This window comes from Enterovirga sp. GCM10030262 (genome assembly GCF_042666435.1).
Taxonomy (GTDB): Bacteria; Pseudomonadota; Alphaproteobacteria; order Sphingomonadales; family Sphingomonadaceae; genus Allosphingosinicella.
This window is the reverse complement of record NZ_JBHTDC010000001.1, coordinates 1,694,584-1,713,734: the sequence shown is the minus strand read 5'-3', so window position 1 is coordinate 1,713,734 and position 19,151 is coordinate 1,694,584. Positions and strand designations below refer to the sequence as shown.

The following is a 19,151-nucleotide window of genomic DNA, read 5'->3' as shown; positions in this document are numbered from 1 at the left end:
GAGAACATCGTTAGGTAGCCGAGCCTATGAACAAAATTCCGAGCCCGCCAATAGAATTTCTAGGTCACGCGCTTTGCCTGTGCGGATCACTTATACGTGTCCGGCCGGAGATGTGAATTGAACCGTAGGGAATATCTCCTCTCCGCCTTCGGCGCGGCGGCAACCGCTTCGGCATCCGGGGCGCTCGCGCAAATAGGAGCCCTGCGACAGACTGCCCAAAGAAGCGACGCGGTCCGGCTCCAGGATTCGACCCTGGTGGTCGACGGCCTGGACGGCTCCGCGCTCACCGAGGAGTATCTCGGCATGCTCGAGGCCGCGGGGGTCGACTGTCTGCATCAGAGCATGGGCGGCTTCGGCTATTTCGCCAACGTCCTGCATTTCTGTGACCAATTTTCAGATCGCATCGTCCAGGTTGGAAGCGTGAGCGAGATTCGGCAGGCGCAGAAGGATGGCAAGATCGGGCACCTGTCTGGCTGGCAGTCGGCCGGTGTGCTGATCTCGGATGGCGACCCGGTATTGCCTGCGATCAAGAACCTGCGGGCGTACAGGGAGTTGGGGCTCCGAATCTGTGGGCTGGTCTACAACGTTGCCAATGCGTTCGGCGGCGGGGCGCTGGATCCGATGGTCGGGCTTACGCGCGCCGGCCACCGTCTGGTGGAAGAAATCCACGCGCAGAAGATCGTGCTCGATGTCGGAGGGCATACGGCGGAGCAGACCTCGTTCGACGCGATCGAGATTTCGCAGGGCGTGCCGATCATTTGTTCGCATACGAACCTGCGCTCTCTGGTCGATAATCCCAGAAACATGACCGACCGGCTCATCGAAAAAGTGGCGGCCACGGGCGGCGTCATCGGATTGACGACGGTCAACGATTTCCATGCCCGCAGCAGGAAGGATGAGAGGATCCCGGTCACGCCGCAGGTCGGTCTGGAAACGCATCTCGACCAATATGATCGTCTCAAGCGCCTGGTGGGGGTCGACCATATCGGTCTCGGCCCGGACTTCATGTACGGACGGAAGGACCTGACGGTCATCATCCCCGAGCTCTGGCCTCCCGAGGTCTACAGCAACAACCCGCCCTGGTTCATGGTGAAGGACTTCGAGACCATCAGCGATCTTCCCAATGTCACGGGAGGATTGATGCAGCGCGGCTGGACGGACGCGGAAATCCGCAAGGTGCTCGGTGAGAACTGGCTGCGCGTGTACGGAAAAGTGTGGGGCGCGTGATCGCAGAATGGCCCGCAGTTTGTGAGCCGCTTCGAAGAGCAAGGATTATGAGGGGGTTAGAATGAACAATTTCGCGCCGACGGACGTAGCAACCAAACCGATGCGTACGCGCAGCACACGAAAGGCGCTTCACCTCCTCGCGGCTGGAACTCTTCTTCTTGCCGGCCACGGCGGGATGCCGGCCAATGCTGCTCCGCCGTCCGCCGTCTCTTCGGCGATGCAGACGGCCGAGACGGCACGGATCAATGCGTGGTTCGACGCGAAATATGAGGAAGAGCTGAATTTCAGCCCCATGACGCGGTCCTACATGGGTGACAAAGAGGATTACGACGAAATCGACGATATGTCGGAACAAGGGATTTCCGAAGCGCTCGAATGGCGCCGCAAGTCCGTCGAGGAGATGAAGTCGAACTTCGACCGAGCGAAACTGACGGAAGACGGCCAGATTTCCTACGATCTCTGGATCAACCAATATGAACAAGCGGCGGCGGCCGACGCGTTTCGTCGTAATACCTATCCCCTCAACCACATGTTCAGTCCGCATACGTCCTTTCCGCAGTTCCTGATCTCCATCCACAAGGTCGAAGAACCGTCGGACATGGACGCCTATGTCGCGCGTATCAGCGAGTTGGCGCGCGCGCTGGGGCAGGTCCTGGAGAGCGCGAAGCTGAACGCCGCCGCCGGTTCGCGACCGCCCCAATTCTCCTATGACAAGGTCATCGAGCAATCGCGCGCGCTGATCTCTGGCGCGCCGTTCGACAATGCCGGAGACCACCCGGTCTGGGCCGATGCGCAGGCCAAGGCCGACGCCCTGGTCGCGGCAGGCAAGATCGACCAGGGCAGGGCCGATCGATACAAGGCAGCGGCGCGCAAGGCGCTCGTCGAGGATTGGGGACCTGCTTATAAGAAGGTCATCGCATGGTCGGAGGCGAATCGGCGCAATGCAGACGCCATCGCGACCGGTGTCGGCAAAAACCCGAACGGCGAAGCTTATTATGCCGAGCGACTGGCCTATTCCACGACGACGGACCTGACCGCCGAACAGATCCACCAGATCGGCCTGTCCGAGGTTGCTCGAATCAAGGGCGAGATGGAGGCGATCAAGGACAAGGTCGGTTTCGAAGGATCGCTGGACGAATTTTTCACATTCGTCCGCGAAGACGACCGCTTCTATTATCCGAACACAGACGAAGGTCGCCAAGCCTATATCGATGCGGCGACGGAGCATCTTGCCTTCATGAAGGAGAGGCTTCCCGAATATTTCGGAATTCTGCCGAAGGCTGACGTCATCGTCAAACGCGTCGAACCCTACCGGGAAATAGCGGGCGCGCCTCAACATTATCTGCTTGCCTCGAAAGACGGCTCGCGTCCGGGCGTTTTCTACGCGCATCTGCTGGACATGCGGGCCATGCCCATCCCGCAGCTGGAGGTCATCGCCTATCATGAAGGCAATCCCGGCCATCACATGCAGTTTTCGATCTCGCAGGAGCTGACCAGCGTACCGAAGTTTCGAACGATGCTCTTCTACAATGCCACGCAGGAGGGATGGGGGCTCTATACCGAGAAGCTGGCCAAGGAGATGGGCGGCTACAAGGATCCCTATTCCGACTTCGGCCGCCTGACGACCGAGATCTGGCGCGCGATCCGGCTGGTCGTCGATACCGGCCTTCATTCCAAGGGCTGGACCGAGCAGCAAGCGGTCGAATATTTCACTGCGAACTCGCCAGCCGCCGAAGGACAGATCCGCGCCGAGGTGCAGCGCTACATCGTGATGCCCGGGCAGGCGACAGGCTATAAGATCGGCATGCTGAAGATCCTCGAGCTGCGCGAGAAGGCGGAAGCGGAGCTCGGTGGCGCATTCGACATCCGGGGCTTCCATGACACGATCCTGGGCGCCGGCCAGATGCCGCTCGGCATCCTGGAACGCCGCATCGACCGATGGATCGTGACGCAGAAGACGGGCTGACCAATCCACATTTTCAGTGGCGTTCGGCCCAGGGCCGCGGGCCTTTTCCACGAAGGGGATATGATGAAATTCGCCGCATTGCTTTCAGGATTTCTGCTCGCCACTGTCATGACCGCTTTGCCGGCCGCTGCTCAGGACGGCGGCTCCGATTCGCGCCCCATCTACAACCGCGACCAGTGGCTGCCGAAGTCGGTCCCGACCTCGGACGATGTGCTCCGCATCCCGGTGCCTGCCGATCACAATGCGCCCAAAGGTTCGTTCGTGCTGGTCGGCGGACGGCTGTTCGACGGTACCGGCGCGCCCGCTCGGCCGGCGACGGTCGTGGTAGAGGGCAAGACTATCACCGCCGTGCTGAAGCCGGGAGACACGAGCTGGCCTGTCGACGCGCTCGTTTATGACGTCGCCGGCAAGACGGTGATGCCAGGCCTGATCGACCTGCACACCCACCTGACCTTTTTGGACTTGGCGGACTCGACCATCTATTCGACCGCCCATCTCAGCGGCGCCGAGTCGGCGATGCGCGGGTTGCGGCGCATGGGGATCCATCTCCAGTCCGGCGTTACCAGCGTCCGCGATGTGGCGTCACATGGCGATGCCCCCTTCGTTCTCAAAAGGCTGCAGGCGGCAGGCGAAATACCCGGGCCTCGCATCTTTACGGCTGGCCAGCTGATCACGCAGACGGGCGGGCACGCAGCCTTGCATGCGATGATGCCCGGCTATCCCGAAAGGGCCAACGACAATCCCAATTCGATGGTCCGGATCGCATCCGGCCCCGACGAGTGGCGCGAGGCGGTGCGCATCCAGTTTGCCAAGGGCGCCGACCTCATCAAGCTGGCCAGCGAATATACGCAGGAGGAGATCACCGCCGCCGTTGACGAGGCGCATTCGCTGGGCCTGCCGGTGACCGTCGATTCCGAGACGCAATATATCGACATGGCGATCAAGGCGGGCGTGGACTCGATAGAACATCCGTTGCCGCGGAGCGACGGAGCGATAGCGTTGATGGCCAAGCGCGGCATCGCATCGGTGCCGACCTTGGTACCCTATCGCATCATCACGCGCTCGAGCGGCGGCTATTTCGGTTCCACCTCTAGGCGGTTTGAGCTCAACGAGAGGACCATCCTTGAAATGGCGCAGAAGATGCGGCGCGCCGGCGTGAAGATGGGGATTGGCCTCGACCTCGTCGTCAACTGGCCCCAACATATGCCTGGCGCCTATATCAACGAGCTCGAAACCTTCACCCAGATCGGCTTCAGCAAGACCGAGGCTTTGGTCGCCGCGACCAAGACGAGCGCAGAGATCATGCATATGGGGGATCGGCTCGGCACGGTCGAGGCCGGAAAACTGGCCGACATCATCGTGGTGGACGGCAATCCCGACGAGGATTTCAACGCGCTTAGGAAGGTGCGTACTGCCTTCGTCAACGGGCGGCTGATGCTACAGGATGGCCGGATATATACGCCCGCCCACAAAGAGGTGCCGATGCCTGCGCCGCAATGATAGCCTGCAAGTTGAGCCAAATGCCGTAGATGGGGTTTGCGAACCGCCCTGGGTCCGCGGCAAGATTGCGAAAAAAGGTCAGCGGACTGGATATGATGGCCACCTTGGATGCTTAAGGCGATTGGAAAGGCCTTCGGCGGCTTCCTGTGTGTGCTGCTGCTGCTTATTCTTTTCGCGCTGGTCTGGCCGACAAAGTCGGCGCCGCTCCCCGATCGGCGGGACGGCTACATTATCGAAGGGGTTCGGATCATCGACGTTGCAGCGGGAGCCCTCGGCCCGCCCATGGACGTCGTCGTTCGCGAGGGAGTCATTGCAGCGATAGGCGAGCGTTTGACGACCACGGGTCTGGTCCGGGTGGATGGTCGAGGCCGATACCTGACTCCGGGTTTTTGGGACATGCACGTGCATAGCTTCCAGATGTCGCCGCAGATGCACCTCCCGCTCTTCGTGGCGAACGGCGTCACGAATGTCCGCGACATGATGGACTGCCCTCAACCCCGTGACAGCCTCATAGCTTGTGCGGCCGACAAGCGCCGATGGTCCGCCGACACCGAACGGGGGTTAATGGCCGCGCCGCGTTTCGTGGAAGTGGCGAGCTATTATCTGGAAGACCCGGCTCTTACGCCAGACGAGGTTTCGACCCGCGCCCGCGACTATCGCGGCCGCGGCATCGATGCGTTGAAGGTCTATAATCGTCTGCCCCGCGCGGCCTATTTTCGCGCCGCCACCGAGGCACGCTCGCTAAACATGCGCCTCGTCGGCCACTTGCCCAAGGCCGTCAGCCTCGACGAGGCGAATGCAGCTGGACAATCGAGCTTCGAGCATGCCCATGTCTTTGCGCGCCACTGCTTTCGGCGTGCGGCCGACTGGCGCGGGGGGAAGCTCGATCGGGTCCCGCCCACGCGCCTTGCCGAGGCGATCGTGGCCGAGCATGATCGGTCCGCGTGCCAGGCGAGCTTCGCCGCGATGCGCCGGGCAGGATCCTGGTACGTGCCGACCCACGTCACCCGGGAGGAGGACGCGCGTGCCGGTGATCCGTCCTTCGTGAAGGATCCGCGTCTCGACTATCTCGATCCATTGTCGCGATGGGCCTTTCGAGACGATCTGACTGGCACGCTTGCCCAATATCCAGGCCAGCGGGGGCAAAGGGCGCTTCTTGGCTATTTCGCCCATGGCTTGCGGCTGACGGGCGAGGCGTATCGGGCGGGCGTGCCGGTTCTTGTAGGCACGGACACCGCGATTGGCGGCTTTCGCTATCACGATGAAATGGGTCATATGGTGTCTGCGGGTCTGAATCCCGCGGCGGTGCTGCGGGCCGCCACGATCGAGGCGGCGCGCTATGCCCGGCTCGACCGGACTTCCGGGTCCATCGCGATCGGAAAGCGAGCCGACCTTGTGCTGCTCGACGCCAACCCCCTTGTCGACATCGCGAACACACGGCGCATTCGGGCGGTTTTCCTCAACGGCCGCCTCTACGATCGCCAGGGTCTGGACGAGCTCTTGAAGTTCACGCGCGCGCAGGCGGCCGCGCCGCACATCTGGCTGAAGCTGCTGTGGGGCTTTGCAAGAAGCTCGGTAACCTCGGATCTCTGAACCGAGCCGATCGGCGGGAGATCGAACTCCACCGCGCGGAGCGGGCGGGGTGGGGACCCCCAGACCGAACCTTCTATTCCGCAGGCGATGCGCGAGAATGGGGGCGCGCGTCAGCCCGGAGCATCGCGGCGATGCTGCTGCTCGCGATCATGTTGGGACTGTCGATCCCGGTGACTAAGCTGGGGCTCGAGACGCTGTCAGCATAGAGAAACGGTCGCTTGGGAGCAAGCGCAGGATCGCACGGCGATCGACTATCTGCGGCTCGCATCGGGTGTGACTGAGGAGTAGATCATCTCGCTGGCGGCTCCGTCTCCGCCAGTCTTTTGCGCCCATCCCTTCCCTCGGGCGACAATCTCGCTAACCTCCTGTCGCAACGGCAGACAGGGAGCGCGAGGCTGTGATGGAAAGACGGGAATTTCTGGCCACCTTGCCGGCCGCCGCGGTCGGGCTTTCGCTGGCGGGCTCGGCGGGGGCGCAGACCGAGGCGGAGCCGTTTCCCGGCTTCCAGCCGCCCGGCATCGACCGCTGGGAGCGATCCGATGTTCAGGCCGGCGATCGGCCGGTCGGCGCCAGCTTCGCTTCCCGCTCCGAGGTGTTCGGCCGGTCGGGAGCGGCGGGAACATCGCATCCGCTGGCGACGCTGGCCGGCATCGACATTCTTCGCAAGGGCGGATCTGCGGTCGACGCGGCGATCGCGATCAATGCCTGTCTCGGCTTTCTCGAGCCCACCGCCTGCGGCATCGGCGGCGACGGCTATGCGATGCTGTGGGATCCAAAGGCCGCCAAAGTCGTCGGCATCGCCGGGTCCGGGCGCTCGCCCAATTCTCTGACTCTGGAGACGGTGCGCGGCCGCCTCAGGAACGGCTTCATTCCGCCTTATGGCGCGCTGCCGGTCTCGGTGCCGGGCACGGTCGACATGTGGTGGACGCTCCACGGCCGATACGGGAAGCTCAAATGGGCCGAATTGTTCGAGCCGGCCATCGCTTATGCCGCAGGCGGCGTGCCGGTCTCGCCGGTCGTCGCTTATTATATGAATCGCGGCATGACGAACTTCGCGCGGCCGAACATGGGCATCGAGGAGTTCGACAATGCCCGCGCCACCTTCGCGCCGGGCGGAGAGACGCCCGGCGTCGGCGAGATTTTCCGTAATCCGGACCTCGCCCGCACCTATCGCATGATCGCCGAAGGCGGCCGCGACGCCTTCTATGAAGGAGACATCGCCCGCACCATCGACGCCTATTTCAGGCGGATCGGCGGCTGGCTCTCTTATGCCGATCTCGCCGCCCACAAATCCAAATGGACCCAGCCTCATTCGACCGATTATCGCGGCGTCGGCGTCCATGCGATCGGCGAGAACACGCAGGGGCTCGCGACCCTGCAGATGCTCAACATCCTCGAGCACTTCGATCTGAAGGGCGCCGGCTTCCAGTCCGCGCTCTCCATCCACCTCCAGGCCGAGGCCAAGCGGCTCGCTTATGAGGATCGCGGCCGCTATTATGCCGACCCGGACTTCTTCGACGTGCCCGCGGACTGGCTGGTTTCCAAGGCCTATGCCGCAGAGCGGGCGAAGCTGATCCGGCCCGATCGCATCAACGATCAGGTCCGTCCGGGCGACGCGCCGTCGCGCGGCGACACCACCTATTTCTCCGTCGCCGACAGGGACGGGATGATGGTGTCGATGATCCAGTCCAACTTCCGCGGCATGGGCTCCGGCCTCGTCGCCGACGGGCTCGGCTTCATGTTCCAGGATCGCGGCCAGCTCTTCACGACGGTGGAGGGCCACCCCAACATCTATGCGCCCGGCAAGCGGCCCTTCCAGACCATCATTCCCGGCTTCGCGACGAAGGACGGCCAGCCCTGGCTGTCCTTCGGCGTGATGGGCGGCGACATGCAGCCGCAGGGCCAGGCGCAGATCATCATCAACCGCGCGGACTATGGCCTCGACGCGCAGGCGGCGGGGGATTCGCCGCGCTGGCACCATGAAGGCTCGTCGCAGGCGATGGGCGAGGACGATCCGACGCTCGGGCCGCGCGGGCTGCTGCGGCTGGAGACGGGCGTGCCCGACAGGACGGCGGCGGCGCTGGCGGCGATGGGCTGGACGATCGGCGAATCCGACGGCGGCTTCGGCCGCTACCAGTGCGTCGAGCGGCGCATGGATGGCGACGAGCGCGTCTATGGCGCGTCGAGCGAGATGCGCGCCGATGGACTGGCGCTCGCCTACTGACGAAGCTAGGGCGGGCGCCATGCTGAGCCTCAATTTCATCCGCGAGAATGGCGACATCGTCCGCAAGGCGATCGCCGACAAGAATGTGGCCGTCGATGTCGACGCGCTCCTCGCCCTCGACGGCGAGGTGCGGGCGATGAAGACCGAAGTCGACGAGCTTCGCCGCCAGCGCAACGAAATCAGCGCCAGCTTCAAGACCGCCGATCCTTCGGAGCGGCCGGCGCTCGGCGCCCGGGCCAAGAAGATGGGCGCCCGCGCCGGCGAGATCGAGGCGGCGCTGGCCGAGAAGTCGGCCGCGCTGGAGGCGCTGATGCTGCGCCTGCCCGGCATTCCATGGGAGGGCGCGCCGGTCGGGCCGGACGAGAGCTTCAACACGGTGGTGCGGCAGGAAGGGGAGGTCCCAAAGTTCGATTTCGAGCCGCGCGACCATGTGGCGCTGATCGAGATGAACGACTGGGCTGACCTTGGCCGCATCACGCAGGTGTCGGGCTCGCGCCAATATTGCCTGAAGGGCCGGCTTGCGCTGCTGGAACAGGGGCTCATGTTCTGGGCGCAGCAAAAGCTCGCGGCCGAGGGTTTCACGACGATGACGGTTCCGGCGCTGGCGCGGCCGAGCGCGTTCGTCGCCACCGGCCACTTCCCCGGCCATGAGGAAGAAGCGTACGAAATCCCCAAGGACGAGTTGTACCTTGCCGGCACCGGCGAGATCGCGCTGACCAGCCTCCATTCGGGCGAGATCATCGAGGCGGACACGCTTCCCATCCTCTATGCCGGCTATTCGCCCTGCTTCCGCCGCGAGGCCGGAAGCGCGGGCCGGGACGTGCGCGGCCTGCTGCGCGTCCATCAATTCTACAAGCTCGAGCAATATGTGATTTGCGAGGATGACGACGCGGTCTCGGCCGAATGGCATGCGAAGCTGCTCGCCAATGCCGAGATGCTGCTGAACGACCTCGAAATTCCCTATCAGGTGGTCGAGACCTCGACCGGCGACATGGGCCTGGGCAAGTATCGCATGAACGACATCGAAAGCTGGGTGCCGTCCTTGAGCAAATATCGCGAGACCCACAGCTGCTCGACCCTCCACGACTGGCAGGCGCGCCGCGCGAACCTCCGCTGGCGCGACGGCGAACGCAAGGTGCGGTTCGTCCACACGCTCAACAACACCGCGCTGGCCAGCCCCCGCATCCTCGTGCCGCTGCTGGAAAATCACCAGCAGGCCGACGGACGGGTGAAATTGCCGGTGGCGCTGCGGAGCCTGATGGGGGGCGATTATCTCTGACGATCGGCCGCCCGCGCTGAGGCTGCTCCTCTGGGAGGGCGTGGCGCTGGCCTCGCGCTTCTATCGCGCATTCGGTCATCTGGAGGAGCGGGGACCGGCGGACGGCCCGCCGCTGATGGTGGTCCCCGGCTTTCTCGCCACCGACCGGACAACCTTGGGCCTGCAGCGCGCATTGGCCGAAGCGGGCTACCGCGTCGCCGGCTGGGGTATGGGCTGGAATCGCGGCGTCCGCGAAGACACGCTGGAGCGGCTCGCGGCCCGGATCGAGGCGTTCGGCCGGGGGCGGCCGGTCGTCCTGGTCGGCTGGAGCCTTGGCGGCATCTACGCCCGCGAGGCCGCCAAGATCAGGCCCGAGCTCGTCGCCAAGGTGGTGACCCTCGGCGCGCCCTTCTCCGGGGATCCGCGCAACAACAATGTCTGGCGGCTCTACGAAGCGGTCGCCGGCCATCCCGTCGATCAACCGCCGGTCCAGGTCAGGACCGAGCTCAAGCCGCCGGTGCCGACACTGGCGGTCTGGTCGCGACGGGACGGCATCGTCGCACCGGTCTGCGCGCGCGGAGACGAAGGCGAGAGCGACGACCGGATCGAGCTCGATTGCAGCCATATGGGCTTCGCGGTCAGCGCCAGGGCCTATCCGAAAGTCGTCGAGGCGATACGCACGTTCCAGGAATAAACGTCATTGCGAGGAGCGCGAGCGCTACGCTCGCAATGACGGCGATGCCTAAACCAGGAACGGCTCCGCCAGCGCGCGCGGCACGCGGATCGGGCGGCCGGTCGCTTTGTCTATGATCGCCCATGTGGTGCGCGCCCTGACGCGCGGCTTGCCATCGTCGCCGACGAACTCGACATGACGGTCGAAGCGGGCGCCCTTGGGCGCGCCGCCGACCCAGGTCCGCCCGGTCACCGTCTCGCCGGGGCCGACGCTCCTCAGATAGTCGATCTCGTGCCGGGTCACGACCCAGATATAGGCTTCGCGATGCGCGGGCGGCGCGATGGCGTTCCAATGCGCCGTCGCCATATCCTGTATCCAGCGCACCCAGGCGGCGTTGTTGACATGGCCGAGCTCGTCGATGTCGCCCGGACCGGCGGTGATCCGCTTTTCGAAGGGGGTCACCCTTCGACCTGAGTGACGATGAAGGCATAGGCTTCCGCCACTTCGCGCAAGCTTTCCCAGCGGCCAGACTTGCCGCCATGGCCGGCGCCCATGTTGATCTTGAGGAGCAGCAAATTGTCGTCGGTCTTGGCGGCGCGGAGCTTCGCCGCCCATTTGGCCGGCTCCCAATAGGTGACGCGCGGGTCGTTGAGGCCGCCGGTGATCAGCATCGGCGGATAATCCTGCGCCTTCACATTGTCGTAGGGGCTGTAGGAGCGGATGAGGTCGAAGGCCGCCCGGTCGAGGATCGGATTGCCCCATTCCGGCCATTCGCCCGGTGTCAGCGGCAAGGTATCGTCGAGCATCGTGGCGAGGACGTCGACGAAGGGCACGTCGGCGACCACCGCGCCCCACAGATGCGGGTCGGAATTGGCGACAACCCCCATCAGCTTGCCGCCCGCCGAGCCGCCCTGGATGGCGATGCGGCCGGGGCTCGCATAGCCTTCGGCCACAAGGCCTTGGGCGGCGTCCACGAAATCGTTGAACGTATTGGTCCGCTTGGCGAGCTTGCCTTCCAGGAACCAGCCATAGCCCAGATCGTCGCCGCCCCTTATGTGGGCGATGGCGCAGGCGAAGCCGCGGTCGACAAGGCTGAGTCGCGCGGTCGAGAAGCTGGGCGGGATGGCATGGCCATAGGCCCCGTAAGCGTAGAGGTAGAGCTTGCCCTTGCCGTCCTTCCGGAAGCCCTTCCTGGAAACCACAGATACGGGGACCAGCTTGCCGTCGCGGGTGGGGAGCATCAGCCGCTCGGTCTCGTAGAGCGAAGCGTCGTAGCCCGAGGGGATTCCCTGGACCTTGAGCGTCTCCAGCCGGCCGTCGGCGGGGTGATAGTCGTAAACGGTGACAGGCGTTACCATCGACGTATAGCCGATCCGGTAGGCGGCGGGGGCGAATTCCGGGTTTGAGCCGAGCGAAGCGGTGTAGCTCGCCTCCGGAAAGGCGACGCGCTGCTCTTCGCCTGAATAGCGGCGGAGGCGGATCTGGTCGAGGCCGTGGACGCGCTCCTCGATGACGAGATGGTCGCGGAACGGCGTGACTCCGCGCATGTAGACGCTGTCGGAGCCGGGGACGACCGTCGTCCATTCGCCGGGCGCGGCGGGATCGGCCTCGGCGAGGCGGAAGTTGATATGCTCGTCATTGGCGAGCACCCACAATTTCCCGTGCGCCGCATCGACCGAATAGATGCGGTCGGGACGGCGGCGCGAGACGAGGGTGAGCGGCGCCGCCGGATCTTCGGCGAAGACGAAGCGGACCTCTGTGGAGCTGTTGTCGCCCGTGGCGATCAGGATGAGGCGGCGGTCGTGGCTCTTGCCGACGCCGACCGAGAAGCCCTTATCCTCCGTCTCCTCATAGAGGGTGATGTCATCCTTGAGCGGATCGCCGAGGCGGTGATAGCGGGCGCGGTAGCTGCGCCAATTCTCGTTGACCTCGGTAAAAACGATTCCGCGCGAATCGGCGCTCCAGACGGGGCCGCCAATGCCGACTTCGGTCACCGTCTCGATGTCCCTGCCCGTCTCCAGATCGCGGATGCGAAGCTTGAACCGCTCCGACCCGTCATCATCGACCATGATCGCGGCATGGCGGCCGTCGGGGCTCACCTCGATCGCGCCGAGGCGGAAATAATCCTTGCTTTCGGCTTCCGCGGGCTCGTCGAAGATGAGCCGATCGTCGCCGCCCGCGACGGGCCGGCGATACCATTTGCGATATTGCGCGCCCGCGTCGAACGCCCACCAATAGAGCCATTCGCCGTCCTTGACGGGCACCGAGCGGTCGTCCTCCTTAATCCGGCCCTTCATCTCCTGGAACAAGGTCTCGACCAGCTCCGCATGCGGCGCCATCATCGCCTCGAAATAGGCATTCTCGGCCTTCAGATAATCGAGCACGTCGGCATCATCGACCTTGGGATAGCTCTGGTCGCGCAGCCAGTGATACGGGTCCTCGATGGTCACCCCGTGCTGCTCGTAACTGTAGGGGCGCTGGGCGGCGACGGGCGGGGCTGGGTTTCGGGTCATGCTCTCTCTTCCGGTGCTCGGCCTGCTGGTCTATCTGCCCTCCCCACATAGGTTCCTCCGGAGATTTTGCCATGTCGACCCACGAAGCCCGCCTCGCCGCCCTCCGCGAACAGCTGAAGGCCGACCGGCTCGACGGCTTCGTCGTGCCGCTGACCGATGAACATATGAGCGAATATGTTGGCACCTACGCCCAGCGCCTGGCCTGGCTGACCGGCTTCCAGGGCTCGGCGGGCTCAGCGGTGGTGCTTCCGCAAGAGGCGGCGATCTTCACCGATGGTCGCTACACACTCCAGGTCCGCGACCAGGTTGACGGGACGCATTGGAGCTACCAGTCGGTGCCGGGCACGAGCATCGCCGACTGGCTGAAGGACCGCGCGCCCGAGGGCGGCCGTATCGGCTACGATCCGTGGCTGCACACAAGGGACTGGGTGAAGAAGGCGCGCGAGGCGCTGGCCGACAAGGGCGCCGAGCTGGTCGCGGTCGGCCGCAATCCCATCGATCAAATCTGGGACGGGCAGCCCGAGCCCTCCAAGGCGCGGCTGGTCGCCCATCCCGAGGAACTGGCGGGGCGATCGTCGGCCGCCAAGCGGCAGGAGATGGCGGACTGGCTGAAGGAGGAGAAAGCGGACGCCGCCGTCCTCTCGGCGCTCGACTCCATCGCCTGGACGTTCAACGTCCGCGGCCAGGACGTCGATCATACTCCCGTCGCCCTCTCCTTCGCGCTCGTTCACGACGACGGCACCGCCGACCTGTTCGTCGCCTCGGAGAAGCTTGGCGACGACGTCCGTCAGCATCTCGGCAACGGCGTCCGCGTCCACGAACGCCGCGATTTCGAATCCCACCTCGCGGCGATGAAGGGGAAGACGGTCGCCGCCGACCCCGAGCGCGCCGTAGCCGCCATTTTCGAAGCGCTGGAGCAAGCGGGCGCCAAGATCCTCCAGAAACGTGACCCGTCCATCCTGCCCAAGGCGATCAAGAACGAGGCCGAGATCGCCGGCCATCGGGCGGCCCAGGCGCGGGACGGCGCGGCCCTTGTCCGCTTCCTTCACTGGCTTTCGGTCGAGGCGCGCAAAGGGGGTGTCGACGAACTCTCGGCCGCCGCGAAGCTGCTCGACTTTCGCCGCCAGGGCGGTGACCTGCGCGACATCAGCTTCGACACGATATCGGGCGCGGGCCCCAACGGCGCCATCGTCCATTATCGAGTCACCGAGGAGACCAACCGTCCGCTGGAGATGAACTCGCTCTATCTGGTCGATTCGGGCGGGCAATATCCCGACGGCACCACCGACGTTACGCGCACAATTGCCGTCGGCGAGCCGACCGCCGAGATGCGCGACCGCTTCACCCGCGTCCTCAAGGGCCATATCGCGCTTTCCGCCGCCCGCTTCCCAGAAGGTACGCGCGGTACGCAGCTCGACGCTTTCGCGCGCCAATATCTGTGGCAGGCGGGGCTCGATTACGCCCACGGCACCGGCCATGGCGTCGGCTCTTATCTCGCCGTCCACGAAGGGCCGCAACGCATCTCTCCAGCCGGCAGCAGCCAGGCCGGCGGCGACGAGCCGCTTCGCGCCGGCATGATCTGTTCGAACGAGCCCGGTTATTACAAGACCGGCGAATATGGCATCCGCATCGAGAATCTGGTGCTGGTCGTCGAGCTGGACGTCGCCGGCGCCGAAAAGCCCGTGCTCGGCTTCGAAACCCTCACCTTCGCGCCGATCGACCGCAGCCTCATCGACACCGCCTTGCTCACCGATGTCGAGCGCGGCTGGATCGACGATTATCACGAGCAGGTGGTCCAGATCGTGGGAGCGCTCGTTGAAGGCGAGGCCCTCGAATGGCTGAAGGAGGTCTGCCGCCCCCTCTAGTTATCCCACGCCTATCGGTCGTCATCCTGGACTTGATCCGGGACCCAAGAACGCAGCCGTATCCGGACAGATTAGGAATCTGGTGTTCTTGGGTTCTGGCCTTCGCCGGAATGACGATTTTCAGGTTCACCCGCCTTGTCCCCCCGCGCCTGCGCCTTGCGGCGCCGCAGGTTCTGGCGGAGCGCCTCGGCCAAGCGCCTCGCGCGTTCCTCATCGGCCTTGCTCATATGTCCGGGACTAGGCGTTCACGCCCTCTTGCCGCAAGCCGCCTTGACATTGCATCGGCCGTGCGGCCATAGCGCCGCCCGTCCCTCCGACACTCCAAGCGGTCCGGGCATGCTGCCGTAGCTCAGTGGTAGAGCGCATCCTTGGTAAGGCTGAGGTCGTGAGTTCAATCCTCACCGGCAGCACCATCGCCCCCGATCGGTCGAATGCAGCCCCGGGGGCGGTTTAAGACTGGACATTCGTGCCAACCGTCGCCATCTGAATTCCGCCAAAAGACAGGGACATGGCTGTGTCGTCTGCGAGCGACGAGGATCCTGTCGGCGGTACGAGACCTCGAGGATCGCCCTCTTTTTCAGGCGATGGCCAGCCCGAGTCTTGATCAATTAGCGTCGCCCGTGGGGGGCCTGTCACTGGTGAGTGAAGAATGAAGATCAAGTGCCTGCTCGGACGCCATCGCGCGATCAAGGATTATTCGAACTGGAAGCGCGGCTATCATGTCAGCGCCTGCGCCGAATGCGGCGTCGAGATGCGCAGCTATGGCAGCGAATGGGAAGTCGGACCCAAAAAAGCCAAGAGCAACTGAGCGACCGAACCGCTCCTCGCCTTTTCAGGAGCTGAGGCTCCCGCGTCAGGAAGGCCGGCGCACGACCATGTCCAGCACCGCCGGGTGCAGCGGCCGGACGAATTCGCAGCCGGCCATGGGCCCCTCCATCCACGCGATGCGCGCATGCAGCGCCTCCAGCCCGGGCAGCTTCAGCCAGACATCGGTGCCCGGATGCAGCTGAAGGTGGGTCGACGCCCGGAAGCCGTGGGTCGAGAGATCGAGTATCTGCACGGTCACGCCGGTCGCGCCCCGTTGCCGGAGGCCGGCACCGATCTCGACATTGGTGCGCTGCGCCTTGCGCCCCGTCGGCTGCGCGGTGGTCGCGAGTTCGCCGATCAGCCCGGGAATGTTGGCTTGCAGCATCCTCTATCCCCTACACGTTGATCCCGACCGATACCGCCCAGACCCTGGCCAGCTGTCGTTCCTGTTCGGTAAGATCCTCGCTCAGCACGCGCGGCCGGCGAAAACGCTGCTGCTGGGGCGGCGGAACGCGCGAGACGTGGATCAGCACCTCGCTCTCGTCGATCATGCGCAGGAATTCGAGGCCGAGCCGATCGCCGCCGACCCAGGCGACGCGTGCCGGCACCACCGTCGACCCGCGCGCGAAAACGACCTCGTCGCCGACCGACATCTTCTGCTTGCACTCGATCAGCGCGCCTTTGCGCGACAGATCCCGCAGGCGCGCGTCCACATCCCCGCTATCGGTTTTCAGGCGCGCCGCCAGCAGCACGCGGGCACGCCTGACGCTTCGCCTACCCGTGACGTCGCCGAAGGTTTCCGCGCCCATTATGTTTCTTTGTCCCTGTCGAAGCCTTGTTGTCGGAATAGACCATGGGGACTAACCGGAGGTAAACAGCGGCCCGCCGCCGGGCGGGATCACAACCCCGTTGACGCGCCGCCGCCGGGCTCTATGGCGCGGCCATGCGCTTCTTTTCCGACAATGCCGCCGCCGCCTGTCCGGAGGTGATGAAGGCTCTCGACGAGGCCAACCGGATCGACACCGCTTATGACGGCGATGCCTGGAGCGCGCGGCTCGACGACGCCTTCTCCCGGCTTTTCGAAACCCAGGTCAGGGCGCTGTGGGTGACGACCGGGACGGCCGCCAACTCCCTCGCTCTCGCCGCCTTGTGCCCGCCGCATGGCAGCATCGTCTGCCACCGCGACGCCCATATCCAGAATGACGAATGCGGCGCGCCCGAATTCTACACCCATGGCGCGAAATTGCTCCTCGCCGAGGGCGCCGGGGCGAAGCTGACGCCGGAGACCGTCGAGGCGCTGCTGGCGACGGTTCGAAACGACGTCCACCAAGTCCAGCCCCATGCGCTGTCGATTACCCAGGCCACCGAATATGGCCTGGTCTATACGCCCGACGAAGTGGCGGCGCTCGGGCGGCTCTGCGAGGAACGCGGTCTCGGTTTCCATATGGACGGCGCGCGCTTCGCCAACGCGGCGGCGCGGCTGGGCTGCGCGCCTGCCGACCTCACCTGGCGCGCGGGGGTGAGGGCGCTGAGCTTCGGGTTCGTCAAGAATGGCGGGCTCTCGGCGGAGGCGCTGATCTTCTTCGACACAAAGCTCGCCGACGCCACGCTCTACCGCCGCAAGCGGGCCGGGCATCTGCTGTCCAAGGGCCGCTACCTGGCGGCGCAATTGCTGGCGATGCTCAAGGACGATGCCTGGCTCCGGAACGCGCGCGCCGCCAACGATGCCGCCGCCAGGCTGGCGGCCGCGGCGGGCGAGCGTCTCGTCCTGCCTGTCGAGGCCAACGAGCTGTTCCTCAAAGTCACGCCCCAGGAAGCGGCGGCGCTGCGGGCGCGCGGCTTCGACTTTTACGCCTGGGGCCCCGGCGAGGCACGGCTGGTGACGAGCTGGGACAGCGATTCCGCCCATGTCGAGGCGCTCGCGGAGGCGATCTCGGCGCTGTGACCGATCACGACAGCGCCTTTCTCCAGCCGCGCGTCATCATCCCCTTCCTCGTCATCACCCTGATCTGGGGTTCGACCTGGATCGTCATCAAGGATCAGCTGGGGACGGTGCCGCCGCCATGGTCGGTCACGTACCGCTTCGTCATCGCCGGCGCCGCGATGTTCGTCGTGGCCGCCGCGACGGGGACCTCGCTGCGCATCGGGCGGGAGGGCCACGCCCTCGCCGCCTTGTTCGGCGTTCCGCAATTCTTCCTCAACTTCAACTTCGTCTATGCGGCGGAGCAGCATATCACCTCCGGCCTCGTCGCCGTGGTTTTCGCCCTGCTGCTGGTGCCCAACAGCGCGCTCGCCTGGCTGTTCCTCAAGCACCGGATCACGGCCCGCTTCCTCATCGGCTCGGCCATCGCCACGGTCGGCGTGGCCTTGCTGTTCGTGCAGGAGATGCGGGCCAGCAGCGCCGAGCCCGGCGCGGTGCTTCTCGGCATCGGGCTCACCCTCCTGGGCGTTCTCTCCGCCTCCGTCGCCAACATCATGCAGGCGACGCAAAGGCTGCGCGCGCGCCCGATCACGAGCATGCTCGCCTGGGGCATGGTCTATGGAGTCATCGCCAACGGGCTGTTCGCCTTTGCGACCTACGGGCCGCCGGTGATCGAATACCGGCTCGGCTACTGGCTGGGCCTTCTCTATCTCGGCCTCATCGCCTCGGCCCTCGCCTTCACCTTCTATTTCGGGATCATCCGGGCGGTTGGGCCGGGCAGGGCCGCTTATTCCAGCCTTCTTGTTCCCATTATCGCGATGGGGTTTTCAACCGCGTTCGAGGATTATGGCTGGTCCATGCTCGCGGTCGCGGGGGGCGGGCTGGCTCTCGTCGGCCTTTTCATCGCGCTGCGAGCGAGGCGGACCTAGTCCCTCAATCGCCGAGGATCATCTGGTCGCCCTTCATGGTGACCGAGCCGAGGCGCCGCAAATAGCTCTGCCCGAGCAATGAGACGGGAAGTCCGGCCTCCGCCACATAGGCATCCACATGATGGGTGACGAACGGCCCGAGCGCGACCCGGTCCAGCGTCGCCGGCATCAGCTTCACCGGCCCGCCGGCGCCCATCGCCAATGCGTCGTAATCGCCCGCGCCGATGCCGGCCCGCAGCGCGTCGGCACGGGTCAGCACGAGCCCGCTCGCGCCGGTATCGACGAGGAAGCGGATGCGCGCCGCGTTGACCTGCGCCTCCACATAGAAATGTCCGTCGGCCGCCCGTGCAAGGGTGACGGCTCCAGGCATGTGTTCGATCGCGGCCGGAGCCGGCGCCGTTTCGGCTGGCGCGGTCGCGGTCGGGAGGGCGTCCGGCGGGGCCGGGATGGCGACCATGCGTTCGCCGACCTGGGCGAAACCGACCAGCCCCAGCAGCACGATCGCGAAGAGGCCCTTCTCAGCCATGGGGCGAAGCCTAACGCCGCTCGCCTAATCGCGGGTTAAAATGAAAAGAAGGAGGCCGCTAAGCCTCCTTCTCCTTCCCTTTCGGGGACCCGTTGCGCGCGCCGGCCGCTTTGGGGGGGCGGGGGACAGGCCGGCGCGCGCGCGGGCTG

At 65.2% G+C, this 19,151-nt stretch carries 16 protein-coding genes and 1 tRNA gene; 12 read left to right on the top strand and 5 right to left on the bottom strand.

Going from position 1 to position 19,151, the window contains the following annotated elements; all coding sequences use genetic code 11:
* Positions 1-117 precede the first annotated feature (117 nt).
* From ACFQRC_RS08275 to ACFQRC_RS08245, 7 genes are all read left to right on the top strand, one after another.
* Positions 118-1,227: a dipeptidase gene (locus tag ACFQRC_RS08275; RefSeq protein WP_379959920.1), complete on the top strand. Its 1,110-nt coding sequence runs from the start codon at positions 118-120 to the stop codon at positions 1,225-1,227.
* Between the two features lie 100 nt (positions 1,228-1,327).
* Positions 1,328-3,193, top strand: a complete 1,866-nt coding sequence (locus tag ACFQRC_RS08270; RefSeq protein WP_379959918.1) for a DUF885 domain-containing protein — start codon at positions 1,328-1,330, stop codon at positions 3,191-3,193.
* 63 nt (positions 3,194-3,256) lie between these two features.
* The gene (locus tag ACFQRC_RS08265) at positions 3,257-4,693 is read left to right on the top strand and encodes an amidohydrolase family protein (RefSeq protein ID WP_379959916.1); all 1,437 of its coding nucleotides are present in this window, start codon (positions 3,257-3,259) and stop codon (positions 4,691-4,693) included.
* Positions 4,694-4,801: 108 nt separating this feature from the next.
* Positions 4,802-6,286, top strand: coding sequence for an amidohydrolase family protein (locus ACFQRC_RS08260; protein WP_379959914.1), 1,485 nt, complete (start codon positions 4,802-4,804; stop codon positions 6,284-6,286).
* Positions 6,287-6,686: 400 nt separating this feature from the next.
* The gene (locus ACFQRC_RS08255; RefSeq protein ID WP_379959912.1) at positions 6,687-8,510 is read left to right on the top strand and encodes a gamma-glutamyltransferase family protein; all 1,824 of its coding nucleotides are present in this window, start codon (positions 6,687-6,689) and stop codon (positions 8,508-8,510) included.
* 19 nt (positions 8,511-8,529) lie between these two features.
* Positions 8,530-9,789: a serine--tRNA ligase gene (gene serS / locus ACFQRC_RS08250; protein ID WP_379959910.1), complete on the top strand. Its 1,260-nt coding sequence runs from the start codon at positions 8,530-8,532 to the stop codon at positions 9,787-9,789.
* 40 nt (positions 9,790-9,829) lie between these two features.
* On the top strand, positions 9,830-10,462 hold the full coding sequence (locus tag ACFQRC_RS08245) for an esterase/lipase family protein (protein WP_379959908.1): 633 nt from the start codon (positions 9,830-9,832) through the stop codon (positions 10,460-10,462).
* A gap of 48 nt (positions 10,463-10,510) precedes the next feature.
* On the opposite strand, the gene ACFQRC_RS08240 is transcribed toward ACFQRC_RS08245, so the two are convergent.
* The gene (locus ACFQRC_RS08240) at positions 10,511-10,903 is read right to left on the bottom strand and encodes an acyl-CoA thioesterase (protein ID WP_379959905.1); all 393 of its coding nucleotides are present in this window, start codon (positions 10,901-10,903) and stop codon (positions 10,511-10,513) included.
* Positions 10,900-12,954 (bottom strand): S9 family peptidase, encoded by a 2,055-nt coding sequence (locus ACFQRC_RS08235; protein WP_379959903.1) that lies wholly within the window; start codon positions 12,952-12,954, stop codon positions 10,900-10,902. Before ACFQRC_RS08235 ends, ACFQRC_RS08240 begins: the two co-directional genes overlap by 4 nt.
* Positions 12,955-13,025: 71 nt before the next feature.
* Here ACFQRC_RS08235 and ACFQRC_RS08230 point away from each other — a divergent pair, with 71 nt between their 5' ends.
* The 3 genes from ACFQRC_RS08230 to ACFQRC_RS08220 all read left to right on the top strand — a co-directional run bounded on the left by ACFQRC_RS08230 (position 13,026) and on the right by ACFQRC_RS08220 (position 15,627).
* Positions 13,026-14,819, top strand: a complete 1,794-nt coding sequence (locus ACFQRC_RS08230) for an aminopeptidase P family protein (RefSeq protein ID WP_379959900.1) — start codon at positions 13,026-13,028, stop codon at positions 14,817-14,819.
* A 338-nt stretch (positions 14,820-15,157) separates the two neighbouring features.
* Positions 15,158-15,232, top strand: a tRNA-Thr gene (locus ACFQRC_RS08225).
* A gap of 236 nt (positions 15,233-15,468) precedes the next feature.
* Complete coding sequence (locus ACFQRC_RS08220; RefSeq protein ID WP_379959897.1) at positions 15,469-15,627, top strand: hypothetical protein; 159 nt, start codon at positions 15,469-15,471, stop codon at positions 15,625-15,627.
* Between the two features lie 45 nt (positions 15,628-15,672).
* Here ACFQRC_RS08220 and ACFQRC_RS08215 read toward each other — a convergent pair whose 3' ends face one another.
* Both ACFQRC_RS08215 and ACFQRC_RS08210 read right to left on the bottom strand, forming a co-directional pair.
* Positions 15,673-16,011 (bottom strand): PilZ domain-containing protein, encoded by a 339-nt coding sequence (locus ACFQRC_RS08215; protein ID WP_379959894.1) that lies wholly within the window; start codon positions 16,009-16,011, stop codon positions 15,673-15,675.
* A 10-nt stretch (positions 16,012-16,021) separates the two neighbouring features.
* Entirely contained in the window at positions 16,022-16,435 is a 414-nt protein-coding gene (locus tag ACFQRC_RS08210) for a PilZ domain-containing protein (protein WP_379959891.1), read from the bottom strand.
* A 134-nt stretch (positions 16,436-16,569) separates the two neighbouring features.
* Between ACFQRC_RS08210 and ACFQRC_RS08205 the strand changes: the two genes are divergently transcribed.
* Complete coding sequence (locus tag ACFQRC_RS08205; protein ID WP_379959889.1) at positions 16,570-17,571, top strand: threonine aldolase family protein; 1,002 nt, start codon at positions 16,570-16,572, stop codon at positions 17,569-17,571.
* The gene (locus ACFQRC_RS08200; RefSeq protein ID WP_379959887.1) at positions 17,568-18,476 is read left to right on the top strand and encodes a DMT family transporter; all 909 of its coding nucleotides are present in this window, start codon (positions 17,568-17,570) and stop codon (positions 18,474-18,476) included. Before ACFQRC_RS08205 ends, ACFQRC_RS08200 begins: the two co-directional genes overlap by 4 nt.
* 4 nt (positions 18,477-18,480) lie before the next feature.
* On the opposite strand, the gene ACFQRC_RS08195 is transcribed toward ACFQRC_RS08200, so the two are convergent.
* The gene (locus tag ACFQRC_RS08195) at positions 18,481-19,002 is read right to left on the bottom strand and encodes a TIGR02281 family clan AA aspartic protease (RefSeq protein ID WP_379959885.1); all 522 of its coding nucleotides are present in this window, start codon (positions 19,000-19,002) and stop codon (positions 18,481-18,483) included.
* Positions 19,003-19,151 lie beyond the last annotated feature (149 nt).